Annotated in this window: 15 protein-coding genes; 8 read left to right on the forward strand and 7 right to left on the reverse strand. The window is 70.1% G+C overall.

All coding sequences use genetic code 11. From position 1 onward, the window contains the following. Positions 1–75: 75 nt before the first annotated feature. Positions 76–1,236, reverse strand: coding sequence for a hypothetical protein (locus tag P0R32_RS03615; protein WP_276238568.1), 1,161 nt, complete (start codon positions 1,234–1,236; stop codon positions 76–78). 164 nt (positions 1,237–1,400) lie between these two features. Between P0R32_RS03615 and P0R32_RS03620 the strand changes: the two genes are divergently transcribed. Next, positions 1,401–2,468: an aldo/keto reductase gene (locus P0R32_RS03620; RefSeq protein ID WP_276238569.1), complete on the forward strand. Its 1,068-nt coding sequence runs from the start codon at positions 1,401–1,403 to the stop codon at positions 2,466–2,468. A gap of 4 nt (positions 2,469–2,472) precedes the next feature. After that, complete coding sequence (locus P0R32_RS03625) at positions 2,473–2,679, forward strand: hypothetical protein (RefSeq protein ID WP_276238570.1); 207 nt, start codon at positions 2,473–2,475, stop codon at positions 2,677–2,679. 167 nt (positions 2,680–2,846) lie between these two features. Here the strand turns inward: P0R32_RS03625 and P0R32_RS03630 are convergent, their stop codons facing one another. After that, a complete protein-coding gene (locus P0R32_RS03630) occupies positions 2,847–4,466 on the reverse strand; it encodes a GAF domain-containing sensor histidine kinase (RefSeq protein WP_276238571.1) in 1,620 nt (539 codons plus the stop codon). Between the two features lie 475 nt (positions 4,467–4,941). After that, positions 4,942–6,465, reverse strand: coding sequence for a heme-binding protein (locus P0R32_RS03635; protein WP_276238572.1), 1,524 nt, complete (start codon positions 6,463–6,465; stop codon positions 4,942–4,944). A 101-nt stretch (positions 6,466–6,566) separates the two neighbouring features. Here P0R32_RS03635 and P0R32_RS03640 point away from each other — a divergent pair, with 101 nt between their 5' ends. Together P0R32_RS03640 and P0R32_RS03645 are read left to right on the forward strand one after the other, a co-directional pair. After that, positions 6,567–7,202 (forward strand): GNAT family N-acetyltransferase, encoded by a 636-nt coding sequence (locus P0R32_RS03640; protein WP_276238573.1) that lies wholly within the window; start codon positions 6,567–6,569, stop codon positions 7,200–7,202. 91 nt (positions 7,203–7,293) lie between these two features. After that, positions 7,294–9,105: a site-2 protease family protein gene (locus P0R32_RS03645; protein ID WP_276238574.1), complete on the forward strand. Its 1,812-nt coding sequence runs from the start codon at positions 7,294–7,296 to the stop codon at positions 9,103–9,105. 57 nt (positions 9,106–9,162) lie between these two features. Here P0R32_RS03645 and P0R32_RS03650 read toward each other — a convergent pair whose 3' ends face one another. From P0R32_RS03650 to pyrH, 3 genes are all read right to left on the reverse strand, one after another. Then, positions 9,163–9,777 carry a PadR family transcriptional regulator gene (locus P0R32_RS03650; protein WP_276238575.1) on the reverse strand — a complete coding sequence of 205 codons (615 nt, stop codon included), beginning with the start codon at positions 9,775–9,777 and terminating at the stop codon, positions 9,163–9,165. Between the two features lie 270 nt (positions 9,778–10,047). Then, positions 10,048–11,751, reverse strand: a complete 1,704-nt coding sequence (gene lysS / locus P0R32_RS03655) for a lysine--tRNA ligase (RefSeq protein ID WP_276238576.1) — start codon at positions 11,749–11,751, stop codon at positions 10,048–10,050. Continuing rightward, the gene (gene pyrH / locus P0R32_RS03660; protein ID WP_276238577.1) at positions 11,748–12,464 is read right to left on the reverse strand and encodes a UMP kinase; all 717 of its coding nucleotides are present in this window, start codon (positions 12,462–12,464) and stop codon (positions 11,748–11,750) included. The genes lysS and pyrH overlap by 4 nt, the downstream gene beginning before the upstream one ends. A 170-nt stretch (positions 12,465–12,634) precedes the next feature. Here pyrH and P0R32_RS03665 point away from each other — a divergent pair, with 170 nt between their 5' ends. From P0R32_RS03665 to P0R32_RS03675, 3 genes are all read left to right on the forward strand, one after another. Next, the gene (locus P0R32_RS03665) at positions 12,635–13,426 is read left to right on the forward strand and encodes a molybdopterin synthase (protein WP_276238578.1); all 792 of its coding nucleotides are present in this window, start codon (positions 12,635–12,637) and stop codon (positions 13,424–13,426) included. Between the two features lie 287 nt (positions 13,427–13,713). Beyond that, positions 13,714–13,980: a DUF7123 family protein gene (locus P0R32_RS03670; protein WP_276238579.1), complete on the forward strand. Its 267-nt coding sequence runs from the start codon at positions 13,714–13,716 to the stop codon at positions 13,978–13,980. A gap of 253 nt (positions 13,981–14,233) precedes the next feature. Beyond that, entirely contained in the window at positions 14,234–15,370 is a 1,137-nt protein-coding gene (locus P0R32_RS03675) for a site-2 protease family protein (protein ID WP_276238580.1), read from the forward strand. A gap of 45 nt (positions 15,371–15,415) precedes the next feature. Here P0R32_RS03675 and thiL read toward each other — a convergent pair whose 3' ends face one another. Then, entirely contained in the window at positions 15,416–16,312 is an 897-nt protein-coding gene (thiL, locus tag P0R32_RS03680) for a thiamine-phosphate kinase (protein ID WP_276238581.1), read from the reverse strand. Positions 16,313–16,493: 181 nt separating this feature from the next. Between thiL and P0R32_RS03685 the strand changes: the two genes are divergently transcribed. After that, positions 16,494–17,522, forward strand: a complete 1,029-nt coding sequence (locus tag P0R32_RS03685; protein ID WP_276238582.1) for a lysylphosphatidylglycerol synthase transmembrane domain-containing protein — start codon at positions 16,494–16,496, stop codon at positions 17,520–17,522. Positions 17,523–17,540: the final 18 nt, after the last annotated feature.

The following is a 17,540-nucleotide window of genomic DNA, read 5'->3' on the forward strand; positions in this document are numbered from 1 at the left end:
GATCTGCGGCGATGTGCTGCTGAACCGCCCCGCTGCACCGTCGCCGAACCGCTCCGCCGCGATGTCACGCCGCCGCTACGGACCCAGGCGCAGGATGCCGGCGGCCTCGGGCGACGTGACCGCGAAGTTGCAGACGAACAGCGGGCCGCCGCCGGGACCGCCGGGACCGCCCGGAGCGCCCGGACTCCCGCCGCCGAACGCGACGTCCGAGGGGAACACCAGTCCGTCGCCGGCGTCCGCGACGACGACGGGATCGCCGACGGGCGGGACGACCACCACCTCGTTGCGAGCGTTTGCGGCGACGTGGATGGCGCCGTCTGCGCTCGCTCCCGGCCCCGGTCCGGGTCCCGGGCGTCCATCGTCCCCGTCGGCGCCGACTCCCAGCCCGACGGCGATGCCGTCCGCGCCGAACACCGCGGGCGACTCGATCAGTACCTCGGGGTCGCCGGCGCCGCCGTCGTCGTCGACGGGGATCGAGACGAGGCGGCCTACGTCTGCTCCCTCGTCGTCGACCGCGCGCGTCACCGCGACGACGACGTCGTCGTCCCGGCGGACCACTCCGTTCGCGCCGAACTCCGGCGTGTCGAGCGAGTCGGGGGCGGCCCACTCGGTCGCCTCGACCCCGTCGAGTGCGGCACCGCCGGGGCCCACTGGTACCTCGTACACGACGCCGTCGAACGACTCCGTGACGAGCAGTCGGTCGTCGACGCGGTCGAAGGCGATGTCGTTCACGAAGCCGCCGTCGCGTGGGATCGAGACGTACTCGACCGCCTCGTCGCCGCCGGGCGGGATGGTCCAGACCCCGTTCGTGTCGGGTGCGTTCACGGCGACGTACAGCGTCCCGCCGAGCGTCGACTGCACGCCGGCGGCGGCCGGAAGCGTCGCCACGAGGTCGGTGTCGTCGAGCGTGAGGTCGGTCGCCGTCAGCGCCGTCTCTCGGTCGACGCGGCGCACCTCGCCGGCGGTGATGCCGAAGTAGAGGTCGCCCTCGGGACCGACCGCGAGGTTCTCGGGGGTGAGGTCGCCGGGGATCGAGACGAGCGTCTCCGCGCGTATCGCGCCGCCCGCCCCGCCGCGGCGACGCCCGCCGTCGGTCCCGTCGCCGTCGGGGCCACGTCGGCGCCCGCCGTTCCCGGGACCGCCACCTTGCTGTTGTCCGTTCGCGGTTCCAGCCGCCGCGGTCCCCGCCGCGACGACGCCGACCAGTCTGCCGAACGCTCGCCTGTCAAGTCGCATCACGCGGCTGCGTACGTCGTCTGCGCGCCTGTAGTGTCCGTACGATTCCAGTACTCCCACAACTTCTACAACTTCCGCGACTCCCGCCGTCCCGCGGCTCGGATGATTCTCTGTCGCTGGGTCACACCGGGTCGGATAAGTGCCGTCCCTCCCTAGGCCGGCGCATGCAGTACCGCGAACTCGGAGACTCGGGCGTGGAGGTCAGCGAGGTCGCCTTCGGCGCGTGGGTCGTCGGCACTGACTGGTGGGGTGACCGCAGCGACGAGGAGTCGATCGAGATGGTCCAGCACGCGCTCGACCGCGGCATCACGTTCTTCGACACCGGCGACGTGTACGGCCACGGCCGTTCGGAGGAACTCATCGGCGAGGCGCTCGGCGAGTTCCGCGACGAGGTCACCGTCGGCACGAAGGTCGGCTACGACTTCTACAACAACGCGCAGGCCGGCCACGGCGAGATTCCCAAGGACCTCTCCCCGGAGTACCTCCGCAACGCCGTCGAGCAGAGTCTCGACCGGCTGAACATGGAGTACCTCGACGTGCTGTTCCTCCACAACGCGAACGTCGACGAGGTGACCGACGAGGTGCTGGAGGAGCTGTACGCGATGCGCGAGGAGGGCCTGTTCGACGCGCTCGGGTGGGCGCTCGGCCCCTCCATCGGCTGGCTCGCCGAGGGCGACCGCGCGGTCGAACTCGACTTCGACGCGGTCCAGACCGTGTACAACCTGTTCGAGCAGACGCCGGGGCGCCACTTCCTGAACACCGTTCGCGAGGAGGGCGGCGACACGAGCCTCATCGCGCGCGTCCCGCACTCCTCGGGCCTGCTCAACAAGCAGGTGCGACCCGACACCGAACTCGGGGAGGGCGACCACCGCGCCCACCGCCCGGACGCGTGGTTCGAGACGGGCTGGGAGAAGCTCGAGACCATCGAGTTCCTCGAGCGCGACGGCGAGCGCACGATGGGGCAGGCGTCTATCCAGTATCTGCTCGACGACGAGGAGACCGTGAGCGTCGTGCCGACGTTCCGCTCCGTCGACGACATCGACGAGTGGGCCGCCGCGCCGGACACGCCGCGCCTCAGCGCCGAGGAGCGCCGCCGCGTCGACGACCTGTACGCCGACAACTTCGGCATCGAGCGCGACGACGGGATGAGCCCCGAGATGTTCCGGACCTCCGTCGACGGCGAGGACCTCCGCGCCGCGGGCGTCCTCCCGCCAGAGGAGCCGGCCGACTGAGCGGATGACGACGACCGGCGCCGACGACCGGCCCGACCGATACGCGCGACGGATCGCTCGCTTCGCCGCGGTCACACTCGTCGTCCACGCGCTGTTGGCCGCGCTCGTCTACCGCGACGCCGCCGACCGCGACGTCTCCGGGCCCCGGTGGGCGGTGATCACGCTGTTCAGCGGCCTGCTGGGCGTGGTCGGCTACCGCCGCCGACGCTGACCGATCGAAGCCCCCTCGTTTCGCGTCGAAACCGCACGACTGCGACCTGGTGACGCGTTCGATCTTCACTTCCACTCCACACTCGTGGCGCGAGTGGTATCGCGGTCGAGTCGCTCGTCGCGCCGCTCAGCCGTTCAGAATCGGTCGTCCACCGCCCGCTCGCCCCGCTACACTCGCTCGTCTTCGTTCGTCACGACCTCGAACCGCGCACCACCGCCGCTCGCCGCGCTCGCGTCGGTCGCGCGCACGTCCCAGCCGTGTGCGTCCGCGATGTCCGCGACGATGGCGAGTCCGAAGCCGGTGCCGTCTTCGGCGGTGGTGTGCCCCCGCTCGAACACCCGCCCGCGCTCGGTCGGCGGGATGCCCGGGCCGTCGTCGGCGACGAAGAAGCCGGACCTGCCGGGGTCGTCGAGGCGACCGACGGTCACGTCGACGTCGTCGCCGACGTGGTCGACGGCGTTGCGAAACAGGTTCTCCAACAGTTCCTGGAGCCGAGAGGCGTCGGCTTCCACCCGCCCGACGCCGTCGGCGACGGCGAGTGACCCGCCGCCGTCGATGGTCCGCCACACCTCTTGGACCGACACCCCGAGCGACACCTCCTCCGTCTCGCCGACCGACCGCCCGGTCCGGGCGAGCGCGAGCAGGTCGTCGATGAGCGCCTCCATCCGCTCGTGCGCCGTCTCCATGTGGTCGAGGTGCGGGCTGTCGCAGTCGTCGCCGAGCAGTTCCAGCCGCCCCTGGGCGACGTTGAGGGGGTTCCGGAGGTCGTGGGAGACGACGCTGGCGAACTCGTCGAGGCGCTCGTTCTGTCGGGCGAGTTCGCGCTCGCGTCGCCGGACGAGCGCCTCGCGCTCGGCGCGGTCGAGGGCGGCCTCGACGGTGTCGGCGAACAACTGTGCCAGCGCCACGTCGCCGTCGTCGAACTCGCCGGCGTGCTCGCTCCCGGCGAAGAACACGCCGTGGTCGCCGAGCGGAATCGCCATCCCCGCGCGGACCGGCGTCTCGACGTCTGCGACTCGTGGTGACTGGCGAACGTCGCCGTGGCACGCCGGTTCGCTCGTCTCGTACACGTGCCAGCCGATGCTGTCGGGCGTGAGCGTCGGCACCTCGCCGTACAGTTCGCGCACCTCGCTGGTCACGCTCACCGGGACGAGGCGGGCGGCGTCGGTCGACCGCAGGTACACCGCGTTCAAGCGGAGGTCGAGCACCTCGTGTGCGGTGTTCGTCGCGGCGGCGGCGACGGCGGCGGCGTCGCGGGCCTCCATCAGTTCGCGCGTCGTCTCGTGGAGTTCGTTCAGCCGCGCCTCGCGTTCGAGGCGGTCGAGGGCGACGGCGGTGTTCTCCGCCAACAACTCCACGAGGTCGAACGTCGTCTCCGGCGTCATCCCCGGTTCCTTCGTGCCGGCGATCAACACGCCGTGGTCCTCGATCGGGACGACGATCCCTCGGTCGGGGTCGTCCGGCCGATCCTCCGTCGCCCCGAGCCGGAGCGACTCCTCCGTCTCGTACACGTCGTACACCCGGTCGCCGGGGGTGTACGTCGGCGGCTCGCCGTCGAACTGCTCGCGGACCGAGTCTGGGTACGCGACGGGGACCAGTCCGTCGCCGCCGTCGGCCGCACGGAGGTGGACTCCGGTCAGCGAGTAGCCGAGCACTCGCTCGCTCACGTCGACGACGACGGCTGACAGGGACTCGCGGCTCGTCGCCGTCATGAGTTCCCGTGTCGCCGCATACAGCGAGTGGAGCCGATCGTCGCCTCCGGGCCCGCCGGCCGCTCCGGTCGTCATTGGCGGGTGTATCGACCCCCCGTGTATAAACCCCGGTCCGTGGGCATCAACTCGGATATTCGGCCAACTCGCCGGAGTCTAGCGGTCTTGCCGCCGATTATCGGTTCGTCCCGAGTCGCGCCTGCGCAAGAAACGTCAGACGGGCTCCGCACGGTGCTCGCTCTGTCGCGTGTCGCCGATCCGTACTGGACGGCTCGGCCCTCAGACCTCGCCGCCGGTGTTCCGAGGTGCTCGCTCCGCTCGCACCTCGCTTCTACTGGGCGGAGCGGCACGAGCCCGCTCCGCCGAATTACCGAGCCCCCCTCGCTACGCTCGGTCGGGCTCGCTTCGTTCATTGGCGGCTCGGCCCTCAGACCTCGCCGCCGGTGATCCGAGGCGCTCGCTCCGCTCGCACCTCGCTTCTACTGGGCGGAGCGGCACGAGCCCGCTCCGCCGAATTACCGAGCCCTCCCTCGCTACGCTCGGTCGGGCTCGCTTACGCCAGGAACACGTGCCGCGGCCGGTCGGCGAGCACGTCGCGCCCCCACGAGACCGTGTCGCGGAAGGCGTCCGAACGGAAGAACCCCATCGCGTCGTCCTTCGAGGCCCACTGACTCGCGATGAACATGTCGTTCTCGTCCTCGCGGTTCACCATCAGGTCCGTCTCGAAGTGGCCGTCCATGTCGTCGAGTAGGCCACCGACGACGCCGAACTTCTCGACGAAGTCCTCGCGGTGCTCCGGCTTGACGGTGTAGAACATCCCCATCGTCCCGAAGCCGGATTCCTCGCCGGCGCGCTCGACGATGCCCGGGAGTTCCGAGAGGAAGCCCGCCGCCGTCTCGGCGGCGCTGGCGGTCTCCCAGATGCTCACGACCGACGCGCGGTCGGTCTCGCTCCCCTCGTACACGGCGGTCTTCACGTGGGTGCCGTAGTGGTCGAAGTTCTTGCGCAGGCCGTCGACCTCGTCGAACAACTCGTCGGCGTCGGCCTCCGAGTAGAGGACCGTCGCGTACACGTCCTCGCCGTGGGGTTTGCCCGCGTAGATGTCGAGGTCCTCCAACTCAGCTCGGATGCTCTCCTCCTCGTCGGCACCGGCGTCCTCGTCGGCGCTCCCGTGGTGGCCGTCTCCGCCGTGGTGGCCGCCGTCACCGTCGCCACCGTGGTGGTGGCCGCCCTCGCCGTGCGCGTCGCCGTGGGGGTGCCCGCCCTCCCCGTGGGGCGACTCGCCGGCGTGCTCGCTCGTCGGCACCTGCTCGCCGTCGAGGTACGCGCCCAGGTCCGTCGGCGGGAAGCGCCGGCCGACGTAGAACGGCCCGAACTCGCCGTACTCGGCGGAGGCCTCGTCGAAGCGCATCTCGTACACGATGTCCTTGATGTCGGCGGGGTCGCCGCCGAACAGCGTGACGCCCCACTCGTAGTCGTCGAAGCCGACGGAGGAGGCGATGACCTGCTTGATCTTGCCCGCGTACTCGCGACCGATGTCGCCGTGGGCCGACAGCAGGTCCGAGCGCTCCTCGTAGGAGAGCGAGTACCAGTTCTGCTCGGCCTCGCGCTTGCGGTTCATCGGGTAGAACGAGACGTACTCGCTGTCGGGAATCTCCGGCTTCAGTTTCCCCTCGATGTAGCGGCGGATGCCCTCGTCGACCGCCTCCTCGTCGCCGTCGAAGTAGGAGTCGGAGACGTAGTCGGAGACCTCGGTGACGGAGACGTAGGAGGTCGGCTGGTCGGTGAACTGCGCCAGCGCCGTCGACTCGAAGCGGCGCTCGGCGGCCGACAGCGCGTCGAGCGTCGGGCGGAAGTGGACGACCATGAGGTCGGCCTTGTGACCGAGCACCGAGAACACCGCCGAGGCGCCCTCCTCGGCGTCGGCGACGCGCTCGTGCTCTTCGAGGTACGCGACGCCCTCCTCGACGGCCAACTCGCGCTCGCGCTCGGGCGCGTCGCGCCACGCGTCCCAGTCCACCGTCCGGAAGTCGTGGAGTACGTACCAACCCTCCTCAGTGCGTGGGGGTTTCGCCATACGCGGCGTTGGGACGCAGGGGGCTTGGGGCTTGCGTCACCGCGCCGGCGACCCCCGCCGCGACCGATCCGCTCTTGGCCGCCCTCGCCGCACCCGCGGTCGTGACCGACCCCGCGATCCGTGCGTCGACCACCGCCGACGCCCCCGCGCTGGCGACGCTGTACCGCGCCGCCTACGGCGACCTCGCCGACGCCGGGTTCCCGTCGAGTGCCGCCGAGACGGACGCCGACGAGGTCCGCGAGTGGCTCGCCGAGCGCGAGTGCTGGCTGGTCGACGATGTCGGCGAGTCGACCGCGCCTCGTCCCGACGCCGAGCGGGACGCGGACGACGCGGACGACGCGGACGACGCGGACGACGCGGACGATGCGGACGATGCGGACGATGCGGACAACACGGACGACGCGGACAACCCGGACAACCCGGACGAGGGGGATACCACCGCGTCCGGCGGGGTCGCCGCCGCGATCCAACTCCGGGAGCGCGACGACTGGCCCTGCCCCGAGGTGTGTCGCCTCGCGGTCGCCCCCGCTCGACAACGTGAGGGACTGGGCGCCGCGCTGCTCGACCACGCCGAGGGCGTCGTGGCCGAGCGGGGGTACGACCGCGTCCGCCTGCGCTCGTTCACCGACCACCCGTTCTTGCTCGACTGGTACGCCGCCCGCGGGTACGAACGGGTCGGCCTCCAGCGACTCGACACGCGACCGTTCGACGTGCCGGTGCTCGAACGCCGACTGTGAGGGCGGGGACCGACCGCGGGCGCGTCTGCGACCGTCGGGCCCGAGTCTCCGACCCGAACCCATTTGACCGCTCGCCGACTTCCGGTGAGTAATGGCTACGTCCTCGCTCCTCTCGAACACCCTGTTGTGGGTGCTCGTGGGGATCCTCGCGTACTCCGTCGTGATGATGGGGTTGCACTCCCGCGGACTCCTCCCGGACTCCGTCCGGGTCCAAGGGCCGTTGACGACGATTCACACCACCCGCGGTCGCGCGTTCTTGAACTGGCTGTCGCGGCCGCGGCGCCTCTGGCGGGCGTGGAGCAACCTCGGCGTCGGTATCGCCGTCGTCGTGATGGTCGCCATGTTCGGCTTCCTCATCTTCTCGGCGCTGGCGACGCTGGAGAGCCCCACCCAGACGGCGGCGAACCAGCCGTCCAACTTCCTCATCATCCCCGGGGTCAACGACTTCCTCCCGCTGGCGGTCGCCCCGGAGATCGTGTTCGGCCTGCTCGTCGCGCTGGTCGTCCACGAGGGCGGCCACGGCCTGCTGTGTCGCGTCGAGGACATCGAGATCGACTCGCTGGGCGTCGTCCTGCTCGCGCTCATCCCCGTCGGCGCGTTCGTCGAACCCGACGAGGAGAGTCAGCGCAGCGCCGACCGCGGCGCCCGCTCGCGGATGTTCGCCGCGGGCGTGACCAACAACTTCGCTGTCACCGCCGTGGTGTTCGCGCTGCTGTTCGGGCCCGTGATCGCCTCCATCACGCCGGCGGCGGGGCTGGCCGTCGGCGGCGCCTACCAGGGGACGCCCGCCGCGGACGCCGGCATCGAGAGCGGCGACCGCATCACCGCAGTCGCGGGGCAGTCGGTCGCCGACCCCGCCGCCTTCGAGTCGGCGCTGGCGGCGGTCGACGACCCGACCGTCGAGATGACCCTCAACGACGGCGAGGAGACCGTCACCGTCGAACGCCGGGTGACCGTCGTCGGCGCCGTGCGGGACAACCCGCTCGGGTTGTCGGTCGACCCGGACGCCGAACCGCCGGCGATCACCGCGATCAACGGCACCGAGGTCAGGACTGAGGCCGAGTTCCGTGAGGCCGCCGAAGCCAACGAGTTCGCCACGGTGCAGACCAGCGAGGGGACGGTGAACGCGCCGCTGGGCGCGTACGTCGGTGCCGTCACCGAGAACGGCGCGCTCGACAACCAGACCGACCTCTCGGGACCGTTCACGATCACTCGGATCGACGGCGAACGGATCGTCGACTACGACGACCTCACGTCGACGCTCACCGGGGACGCCTACGACCCCGGTGACGAGGTGACGCTGCGACTGTACGCCGACGGCGAGTTCCGCGAGGTGACGGTCGCCCTCGGCGGCACCGAGGCGAACCCGCTGATCGGCGTCTCCGTCGTGCGCGGCGTCTCGGGCGTCGTCGTCGACGACCTCGGCGTCGACCGCTACCCCGCCGAGGCGTACCTCGCGCTGTTGGGCGGCGAGGGTGAGGCACCGCCCGGCCTCGGCGGCATCACCGGCACGCCGCTGGGACTGGTGTACGCAGCGCTGTTGCTCCCGCTCGCGAGCGCCGTCTCCGCGGCGCTGCCGTACAACTTCGCCGGCTTCTACGGTCGGTGGGCGGGCTTCTACGACGTGACTGGTCCGCTCGGCGCGCTCGGCGAGGAGCCGGTGTTCCTGCTCGCGAACGTCCTGTTCTGGACCGGGTGGATCAACATCCAACTGGGCATCTTCAACTGCATCCCCGGCTACCCGCTCGACGGCGGGCGGATCCTCCGGATGGGTGCGGAGGGCCTCGTGTCGCGGCTCCCCGTCTCCGACCGCAATCGGTTGGTGTCGACGCTCACCACCTCCGTCGGCCTCACGATGCTGGCGGCGCTGCTCGTCGTCGTGTTCGCGCCGTCTGTCCTGTAGGAAGCCGCCGTCTCGCGCTCGTCGCGTCTCCGTTTCGCGCCAGTCCCGCTTCGCTCGTTACTCGTTGGTGCCGCCGTCGGCGGCGGCCTCCTCCGTGCGACCGCCGTCGGCGTCGACGCCCGCCCCGTCTTCGTCGTCGCGCTCGTCCCCGCTCGGCGCGTCCGCGTCGCCCTGCCGCGCGTGGAACTCCTCGGGCGTGTCCGGGATCCGTTCGAACTCGCCGAAGTCGCGCTCGTGGTGGCGGATCACCTGTTCGGCGATCCATCCGGAGTACTCGTCGTCGAAGTGCCACTCGTCGGGCGCGGGGTCGACGTCGAACCGCTCGTCGGTGGCGAACGCGACGTACATGTGGTAGAAGCCCAAGATCACGTCCGCGAAGTCGCGGGCCTTCCCACCCACCTCGCGGCGCTTCTCGGCGAGGTGCTCGTGTCCCTCGTCGGTGAGCGCGAAGTACTTCCGGTCGGGTTCGTCCTCGCGCTCGATCCGTTCGGCGTACCCCTCCTCCTCGAACTTGTACAAGATTGGGTAGACGGAGCCGTAGGAGGGTTCCCAGTGGCCGCCGCTGATCTCGGTGATCTCTTTGAGGATCTCGTAGCCGTAGCGCGGTTTCTCCTCCAAGAGTTCGAGCACGATGTACGAGATGAGGCCACGCGGCGGGCCGCTCTTCCGCATTACACGACCTTCCCGGTGTCGGTCACTAAGAGTTTCGGTCGTGTAAACGCCGCTGACTGACCGGCCAGTTCGTCTCGCGGGCGATCTCGGGTTTCAGTTGGTCGAAATCGAGTGAACGAAATCGGCTCGGCTGTGGGGGTCGTGCCCGGTCTGTCGAGGTCTCGTTCGCTTCGCTCACTCGACCTGGCGTCGTTCGTGGGCGGCTCGGCCCGAGGACCTCGCCGCCGGTCTGTCGAGGTCTCGTTCGCTTCGCTCACTCGACCTCGCTGATCACTCCTCGCGGCGGAGGCGCGCGACGACGAAGTCGCGCTCCAACTCGCCGAGGAACTCGCCCAGCCGCGGCCCCTGCGTCTCGTCGAAGAACAGCCGGTAGCCGGCGGCGAAGAAGTCGCCAACCTCCACGTCGTGGCGGCGCGCCGCTTCGTAGATCTCGCTTTGGATCGCCTCGCCGTCGTGGCCGTCGGCGACGAAGTCGGCGAGGTCGTCGAGCGCGGCTTCCACGTCCGCGTCGAACGCGTGGTCGGGCAGATCCGACTGCAGGCGGTAGTTGTACTCGTTGTCGCAGCGCTCGGCCCACCGACGGGCGCGCTCGACGCGCTCCAGCGCGTCCTCGATGGCCCACTCCGGCGTGTCCTCGTCGAAGTGCCCCTCGTCGCGCGCCAACTGGATCCGGAACTCGCGGTCGTCGACCATCCCGAGCACCGCCGCGAACGTGTACGGGAGGCGGACGCGGCCCGCCTTCACCTCGTCGACGACGAACGGGTACGCCCGCTCAGCGAACGCCGTGAAGCGCTCGTCGGGGTCGTCGGCGCCGAAGTACGCGCGCTCGAAGCGGTCGAACTCGTTGACCAACTGGTCGAGGCGTTCGATGTCGAAGTCCTTCGCCTTCTTCGGGTTCCGGGCGAAGAAGTAGCGCAGCACCTCCGGCTCGATGAGGTCGAGCACTTCCTGGACGGTGACGACGTGGCCCTCCGAGGAGGACAGCGACTCGCCGTTGAGCGTGAACCACTCGTACACCATCGGGACGGGCGGTTCGTTGCCGAGCACCTCGCGCGCGATGTCGACGCCGCTGGGCCACGAGCCCTCGGCGTGGTCCTTGCCGAACGGCTCGAAGTCGACGCCGAGCACCTCCCACTGGGCGGGCCACTCGAAGCGCCACGGGAGCTTCCCCTCGCGGAAGGAGGCGACGCCCTCGTGCTCACAGCCCTCCATGAAGCGGTCGCCCGCCTCGATGCCCGAACAGCGGTAGTGGACCTCGCGAGCGTCCACGTCGACCTCGCCTACGTCCTGCGTCAGCATCCCGCACTCGGCACACTGCGGCATGAACGGGACGTAGTCCTCGTCCACCTTGTCCTGGTACTCCCCGAGTGTCTCGCGGGCGGCGTCGGCGTTGCGGAGCACGCGTTCGACCACGTCGTCGAAGTCGCCGTCGGCGTACAGCTCCGTGTTCGACACCATCTCGACGGGGATGTCGAGGGCGGCGGCGTCGGCTTCCAACAGCGCCGCGAAGTGGGCGGCGTAGGAGTCGTGGCCGTCCTCGAACGGGTCGGGGATGTCGGTGTACGGCTTGCCGAGGTTCTGCCCGAGGGCGCCGGCGTTCACGTCGCCCAACTCCACGATGTTGCCCTCGGTGTCCGCGAGCTTCCGGGGGAGCTTCCGGAGGGCGTCCTTGTCGTCGCTGGTGAACACCTGGCGGACCTCGTGGCCGCGCTCGCGCAACACGGCGGCGACGAAGTAACCGCGAATGATCTCGTTGAAGTTGCCGATGTGGGCGATGCCGGAGGGAGAGACGCCGCCCTTGATCACGATCGGTTCGTCGGGGTCGCGCGCCTCGATTTCGTCGGCGACCTCGTCGGCCCAGAACGCGTGGTGTTCGCCGCCGTCGCCGTCGCCGCCGCGACTCCCGACCGCGTGGGGGTCGACCACGGCGTCGTCGAGGTGGTCGGCGTCGCCCTGCTCGCCGTCGGTACTCATCGCTGGGCCCAGTAGGACGGCGCCTCCCCGCCTGCGGGAATCACGTCGGTCCCGGTATGCTCGCCGCGCAGTACCGCGTTCTCGACTGCCACGGGGTCGTGACCGTCGAGGACGACCGCCCGCATCCCCGCGCGTTGGATCAACTTCGCCGCAAGCAGGTCGACCGGGGCGGACGCGCCCGCGTCCCGGCTCATCGGGACGATGACCTCGACCAGTTCCTCGGGCGTCATCTCGGCGAACTGCTCGGCGGTGTCGTCGACGTTCGGGTCGGCGTCGTAGATGCCGTCGGCCCCCGTCGCGTACACGAGCAGGTCCGCGTCGACGTACTCACCCAGTGCCGCCGCGACGGCGTCTGTCGTCTGGCCGGGAGTGACGCCGCCCATCACGGACACGTCGCCGCGGCGGATGGCGTCGGCGGCCTCGTCGTAGTCGTGGGCGGGCGACGGGTCCACGGACGCTCCCAGCGCCGTGATCAGTAGGCGGGCGTTCACGCGCGTCACGTCGATGCCGAGTTGGTCGAGTTGGACCTCGTTGGCGTCGAGTTCCCGAGCGGTGCCGATGTAGTCGCGGGCGACGCCGCCGCCGCCGACGACGACCCCCAACTCACAGCCTTCGCCGACAAGTCGCTCGATGGCGGCCGCGTACGCGGCGACCCGCTCCGGATCGAGTTCCGGCGCGAGCACGCTACCGCCGAGCGATAGGACTACTCTCATTGCACCGGGCTACCGCCGTTTCGGTCTTAAGGCTCCCGGAGCGTCACCGTCTCGCGCCGTTCAACGGCCCTGTCACGGGCTATCGCGGTGGTGTGTCACGTGGCCCCACGACCGCGGTACGGAGGTGGGGGAGCCGAAGGCCTAAGCCGGTCGCTCGCCCTCTCGCACACATGCACACGCTCTCGCTCGTCGGCCCGGGAACGGCCGACCTCCTCGACCCGCTCGCCGAACGGCTCGACGGTCGCGTGGCGACGGTTCGACGCGACGACACGGTCGCGTCGGCAGCCGCCGACGGCCCGACCGCAGCCGACTACCGCCTGGGCGAGGACGGGACGTGGTCGGGCTCCGGTACCGACGACTCGTTCCCGGCGCTGCTCGACAGACTCGCGCCCGACTTCGACTACGCGCTCGTCGCGGGCTTCTCGCACCTGCGACTGCCGACCGTCGTGGTCGGCGAGGAGGCCGTCCCCGGCGACGTGGTCGCCCGCGTCGACGACGCCGCCGACCTCGTGCTCGCGGACCTCGTCGACCACGTCGAGACGGCGGACCCACACGTGACGCTGGAGACGCTTATCGACGAGGCGAAAGCCAGCGAGGGCGCCGACAGGTCGGGCGCCATCGCGACGTTCACCGGACGCGTCCGCGCGAAAGACAGCGCGGACGACGACCGGACGGAGGTGCTGGAGTTCGAGAAGTACGAGGGCGTCGCCGCCGACCGGATGGCGACCATCGAACGCGAGTTGACCGAGCGCGAGGGCGTCTTCGACGTGCGGATGCACCACCGTGTCGGCGTCGTCGCCGACGGCGAGGACATCGTGTTCGTCGTCGTGCTCGCCGGCCACCGCACCGAGGCGTTCCGCACCGTCGAGGACGGCATCAACCGCCTCAAAGACGAGGTACCCATCTTCAAGAAGGAGACCACTGAGTCAGCCGAGTTCTGGGTCCACGAGCGGTCCCAGTAGGACGGAACGGCCGCGGCCGACGGACGACGCGCGAGGCCGGATGACGTTGAATCCACGACTCGACCCGTAGAATCAACGTCTGACAGTCCGATCTCGGCACGGCGGTCCGCGACTGACTAGGCGGCCTGAGAAACGGTTGTAAATGGTCTAACTGTCTCTCGAAGCGTCGTGAACGGTTCGATAGTGGGCGTTTCACGGGAGAAATCTCCTGAACGGAGCCGAATCACCCCCAACGGACGCCGCTTTATATGCCCCCCTGGTTCCGTAGGGAGAATCGAGGTGACACAATGAGCGCAACCGTGCAACCCTCCGACACCGACCGCGCCTCGACCGACAGCCCCTCCAAGGAGGAGCGCCTCGCGGCGTTCCTGCGCGAGAAGGCCGCGGACGGCGAGCTCTACTTCAAGAGCAAGTTCATCGCCGACGAGGTCGGCCTGTCCCCGAAGGAAATCGGCGCCCTGATGGTGAAGCTGAAGGACTCCGCCTGCGGGCTCTCCATCGAGAAGTGGTCGTACACGTCCGCGACCACCTGGCGTATCGAACCGGCGAACTGACGAGGACGTACGCACCGACGCGCACCGAACGCGAACGACACGGGTCCCTACCCACACGCGCACGGACGGTCCCCGTCTGCGCGACCCGACGCACCACACGGTCCCCCGACTCGGCTACGCGGCACACCCGGGGTGCGGCTCCCCGCCCGCCACCGGCTCCCGTTCTACTCTCCCAGAGCCCCACACCACTCAATCGACTCCTCCGGCGACCGCGCGGCGAGGACTTATCCCGGTTCGCTCCGAACTTCCGTCGATGAGTGAGGCGGTTCCCGACGACTATCCCCGTCCTCCGGAACTCGACGCCGTCTTCCACTGTTCGGAGATCCGAACGGACGGCGACCGGGTCCTCTATTACGGGATCAGCGACGTCGACGAGCAGGAACTCGTCAGACGGATCTGGCCCGCCTTTCGCGAGGCCGGCTACGAGGTACAGGTGGTGAACACCGACACCGGACTCGACGTGGTCGTCGCACGACCGTACGCGGGCGTAGACGGCGGGGTCCCGTGGCTCAACGTCGGGTTGTTCGTCGCGACGGTGCTGTCGACGCTGCTCGTCGGGGCGACCGCGTGGTACTACATCCCCTTCTCCGAGATTGCCGCGAACCCCGCGACGGCGCTGCGGGCCTGGCCGTTCACGGCAGCCGTGTTGGGCGTCCTGATGACCCACGAACTGGGCCACTACGCGCTGGGCCGCTACCACGGCGTCGACGTGTCGCTCCCGTACGTGATTCCGTTCATCCTCCCGTTCGGGACGATGGGCGCGATCATCCGGATGCGCGGGCAGATGCCCGACCGCGAGGCGTTGTTCGACATCGGCGTCGCCGGCCCGCTCGCGGGACTCGCGGCGACGGTCGTCGTCACCATCGTCGGGCTCTTGCTCGGCCCGTTCTCGGTCCCCGCGTCGGTGGTGGGCGGCAGCGGCCAGGTGATCGTGTTCAACAACCCACCGCTGCTCGACTTGATCGCCGCCGCGCTGAACCAGCCGACGGGCTACAGTGACCCGACGAAGACGGCTCACCCGGTGATCATGGGCGCGTGGGTGGGGATGTTCTTCACCGTCCTCAACCTCCTCCCGGTCGGCCAACTCGACGGTGGCCACATCGTGCGCGCGATGGTCGGCGAGCGTCAGGAGACGGTCGCGGCGCTGGTGCCGGTCGCGCTGTTCGGGATCGCGGCGTACCTCTACTTCGTCCGCAACCTCGCGGTCAACGAGTCCGTCGGGCTGTGGGCGTTCTGGGGGCTGTTCTCGGCGTTCATCGCCTACCGCGGCCCCGCGAACCCCATCGACGACTCCGCCATCGACGCGAAGCGGCTCGCGGTCGGGGTGCTCACCTTCGCGCTCGGCCTCCTGTGTTTCATGCTCGTGCCGATCCAGGTGGCGACCATCTGAGCCAGGCACGGTCGCACGGATTCGTGTCCACTCGTCGGTCGCCGCTCACGCCTCGCCGTCACTGGCGTGGCCGTACCCCCGGTCTGGGAGCGGGTCGCCGTCCATCCGAACGCCGTCCCAGGTGACGTTCCCGATCACCGAGAACGGCGTCGGCGACGCCTCGTGGGCGGCCTCGACGGCGTCGCTCGGGAGCGTGAACACCAACTCGAAGTCCTCGCCGAAGAACAGCGCGGCGGCGCGACGCGCCTCGGGGTCGGCGAACAGGTCGTCGACCGCGGCGTCGACGGGGACGTACGACTCGGTGATGTCCATCCCCAGATCCGACGTGTTGCTCGCCTCGACCAACTGGTGGAGCGAGCGCGCGAGTCCGTCGCTGGAGTCCATCATCGCCGTCGCGTACGGGCGCAGAGCGACGCCCGCGGCGACGCGCGGGGTGAACCGGAACAGGTCGTTACCGCGGTCGACGTCGCCGTCCTCGAACGCCTCGATTGCGGCGGCGCTTCGCCCGACCGTCCCTGTGACGCAGACGGCATCGCCGCGCTCGGCCCCGCCGCGGCGGACGGGGTCGTCGGTCGCGCCGAGGGCGGTCGTCGCGACCGTGAACTCGTCGTGGTGGTCGAGGTCGCCGCCGACGTACTCGGCGTTGACCGCCTCGCACACGTCGCGAGCGCCGCGTACGAACGCCTCCACCTCCTCGGGGTCGAACCGCGGGGCGCCGTAGGCGGCGACGGCGGCCTCGGCGTCTGCTCCCATCGCCGCCACGTCCGACAGCGAGGCGCCGACCGACCGCCACCCCGCAGTGTAGCGGTCGACGCCGGCGGGGAAGTCCGTCGTCTCGTGGAGCATGTCCGTCGTGAGCACGCGGTCGCCCACGACCGCGCAGTCGTCGCCGGCGCTCGGGAGGGTGTCGGCCAGTCGCGCGAGCGCCTCGCGTTCGTCCATCGGGCCGTGGTTGTGCCCCCGGTGTCAACGGTGTTTTCATTCGCCACGTCGCTCCCGATGCCGGGGAGTTCCTGTGTGCCGCCGCGACGCTCCTGCGAGCCACACGCCCGACGATTCTCGCGCCGCTGTAGCGTCTCCCGGTTTCGGAGGGTTGAAGCGGTCGCCGACCGACGCTGGCCGCATGAACGCGGACCAGCTACGCGCCACGGTCGTGGGGTTCCTCGGCGCGTTCGCGGTCCTCGGCGTCCTCCTGTACCTCGTCGGCGTGAACGACCTGATTGGAGTGTTGCAGAGCGCCTCACTGGAGGTGGTCGCGCTCGTCGTCCTCGTCACGCTCGGCTGGCTGGCGGCGTGGTCCGTCGCCCTCCGGACCGTCCTCGGGGTGCTCGGCGTGTCGCTGTCGGTGCCTCGTTCGTTCTTTGTGCTCAACGGGGCAATGTTCTCCAACAACGTCACGCCGTTCGGACAGGCCGGCGGCGAACCGGTGACCGCCCTCCTCATCTCGAAGGTGGCCGACACGGAGTACGAGCGCGGCCTCGCCGCCATCGCGAGCGTGGACACCCTCAACTTCGTGCCATCGATCACGCTCGCGCTCGTCGGCGCGGCGTACTTCGCGACCGAGACGACGTTCGGCACCCGCCTCCGCTTCGCCACCGGTGTCGTCGCGGCGCTCGCGCTGGTCATCCCCGGCGCGGTGTACCTCGGCTGGCGCAACCGCTACGAACTGGAGGAGCGCGTGGTCGGCGTGTTCGTCCCGCTGATCCGCCGAGTCGCGACCGCGCTCCCGATCTTCTCGGCGCCCAGCGAGGAGAGCGTCGAGTCGCGCATCGGCCACTTCTTCGGCGCCATCGAGCGCGTCGCCACCGACCGCACGGGCATCGCCGTCTCGCTTGCGGCCTCGACGCTCGGGTGGACGTTCCAGATGATCGGGCTGTACCTCGCGTTCATCGCCATCGACCAGCCGGTGCCGTTCTCGGCGATGCTGTTCGTTGTCCCGATGGGCGCCATCGCGGGCGTGACGCCGCTCCCCGGCGGCGCCGGCGGTATCGAGGCAGTCCTCGTGGCGGTGCTGGCGGCGTTGCCCTCGGTGTCGGTGTCGGCGACGGCGGCGCTGGGCGCTGTCGTCATCTACCGCGGCGCCGTCTACTGGGTGCCAGTGATCATCGGCGGCGTCGTGGTGAGCGTCGTCGGCGCCGACAGCGTCGGCTGACCGTCGCCGTCGGACCCG

Origin of the sequence: Halobaculum marinum, from assembly GCF_029338555.1 — an archaeon.
In the GTDB taxonomy this organism is placed as follows: domain Archaea; phylum Halobacteriota; class Halobacteria; order Halobacteriales; family Haloferacaceae; genus Halobaculum; species Halobaculum marinum.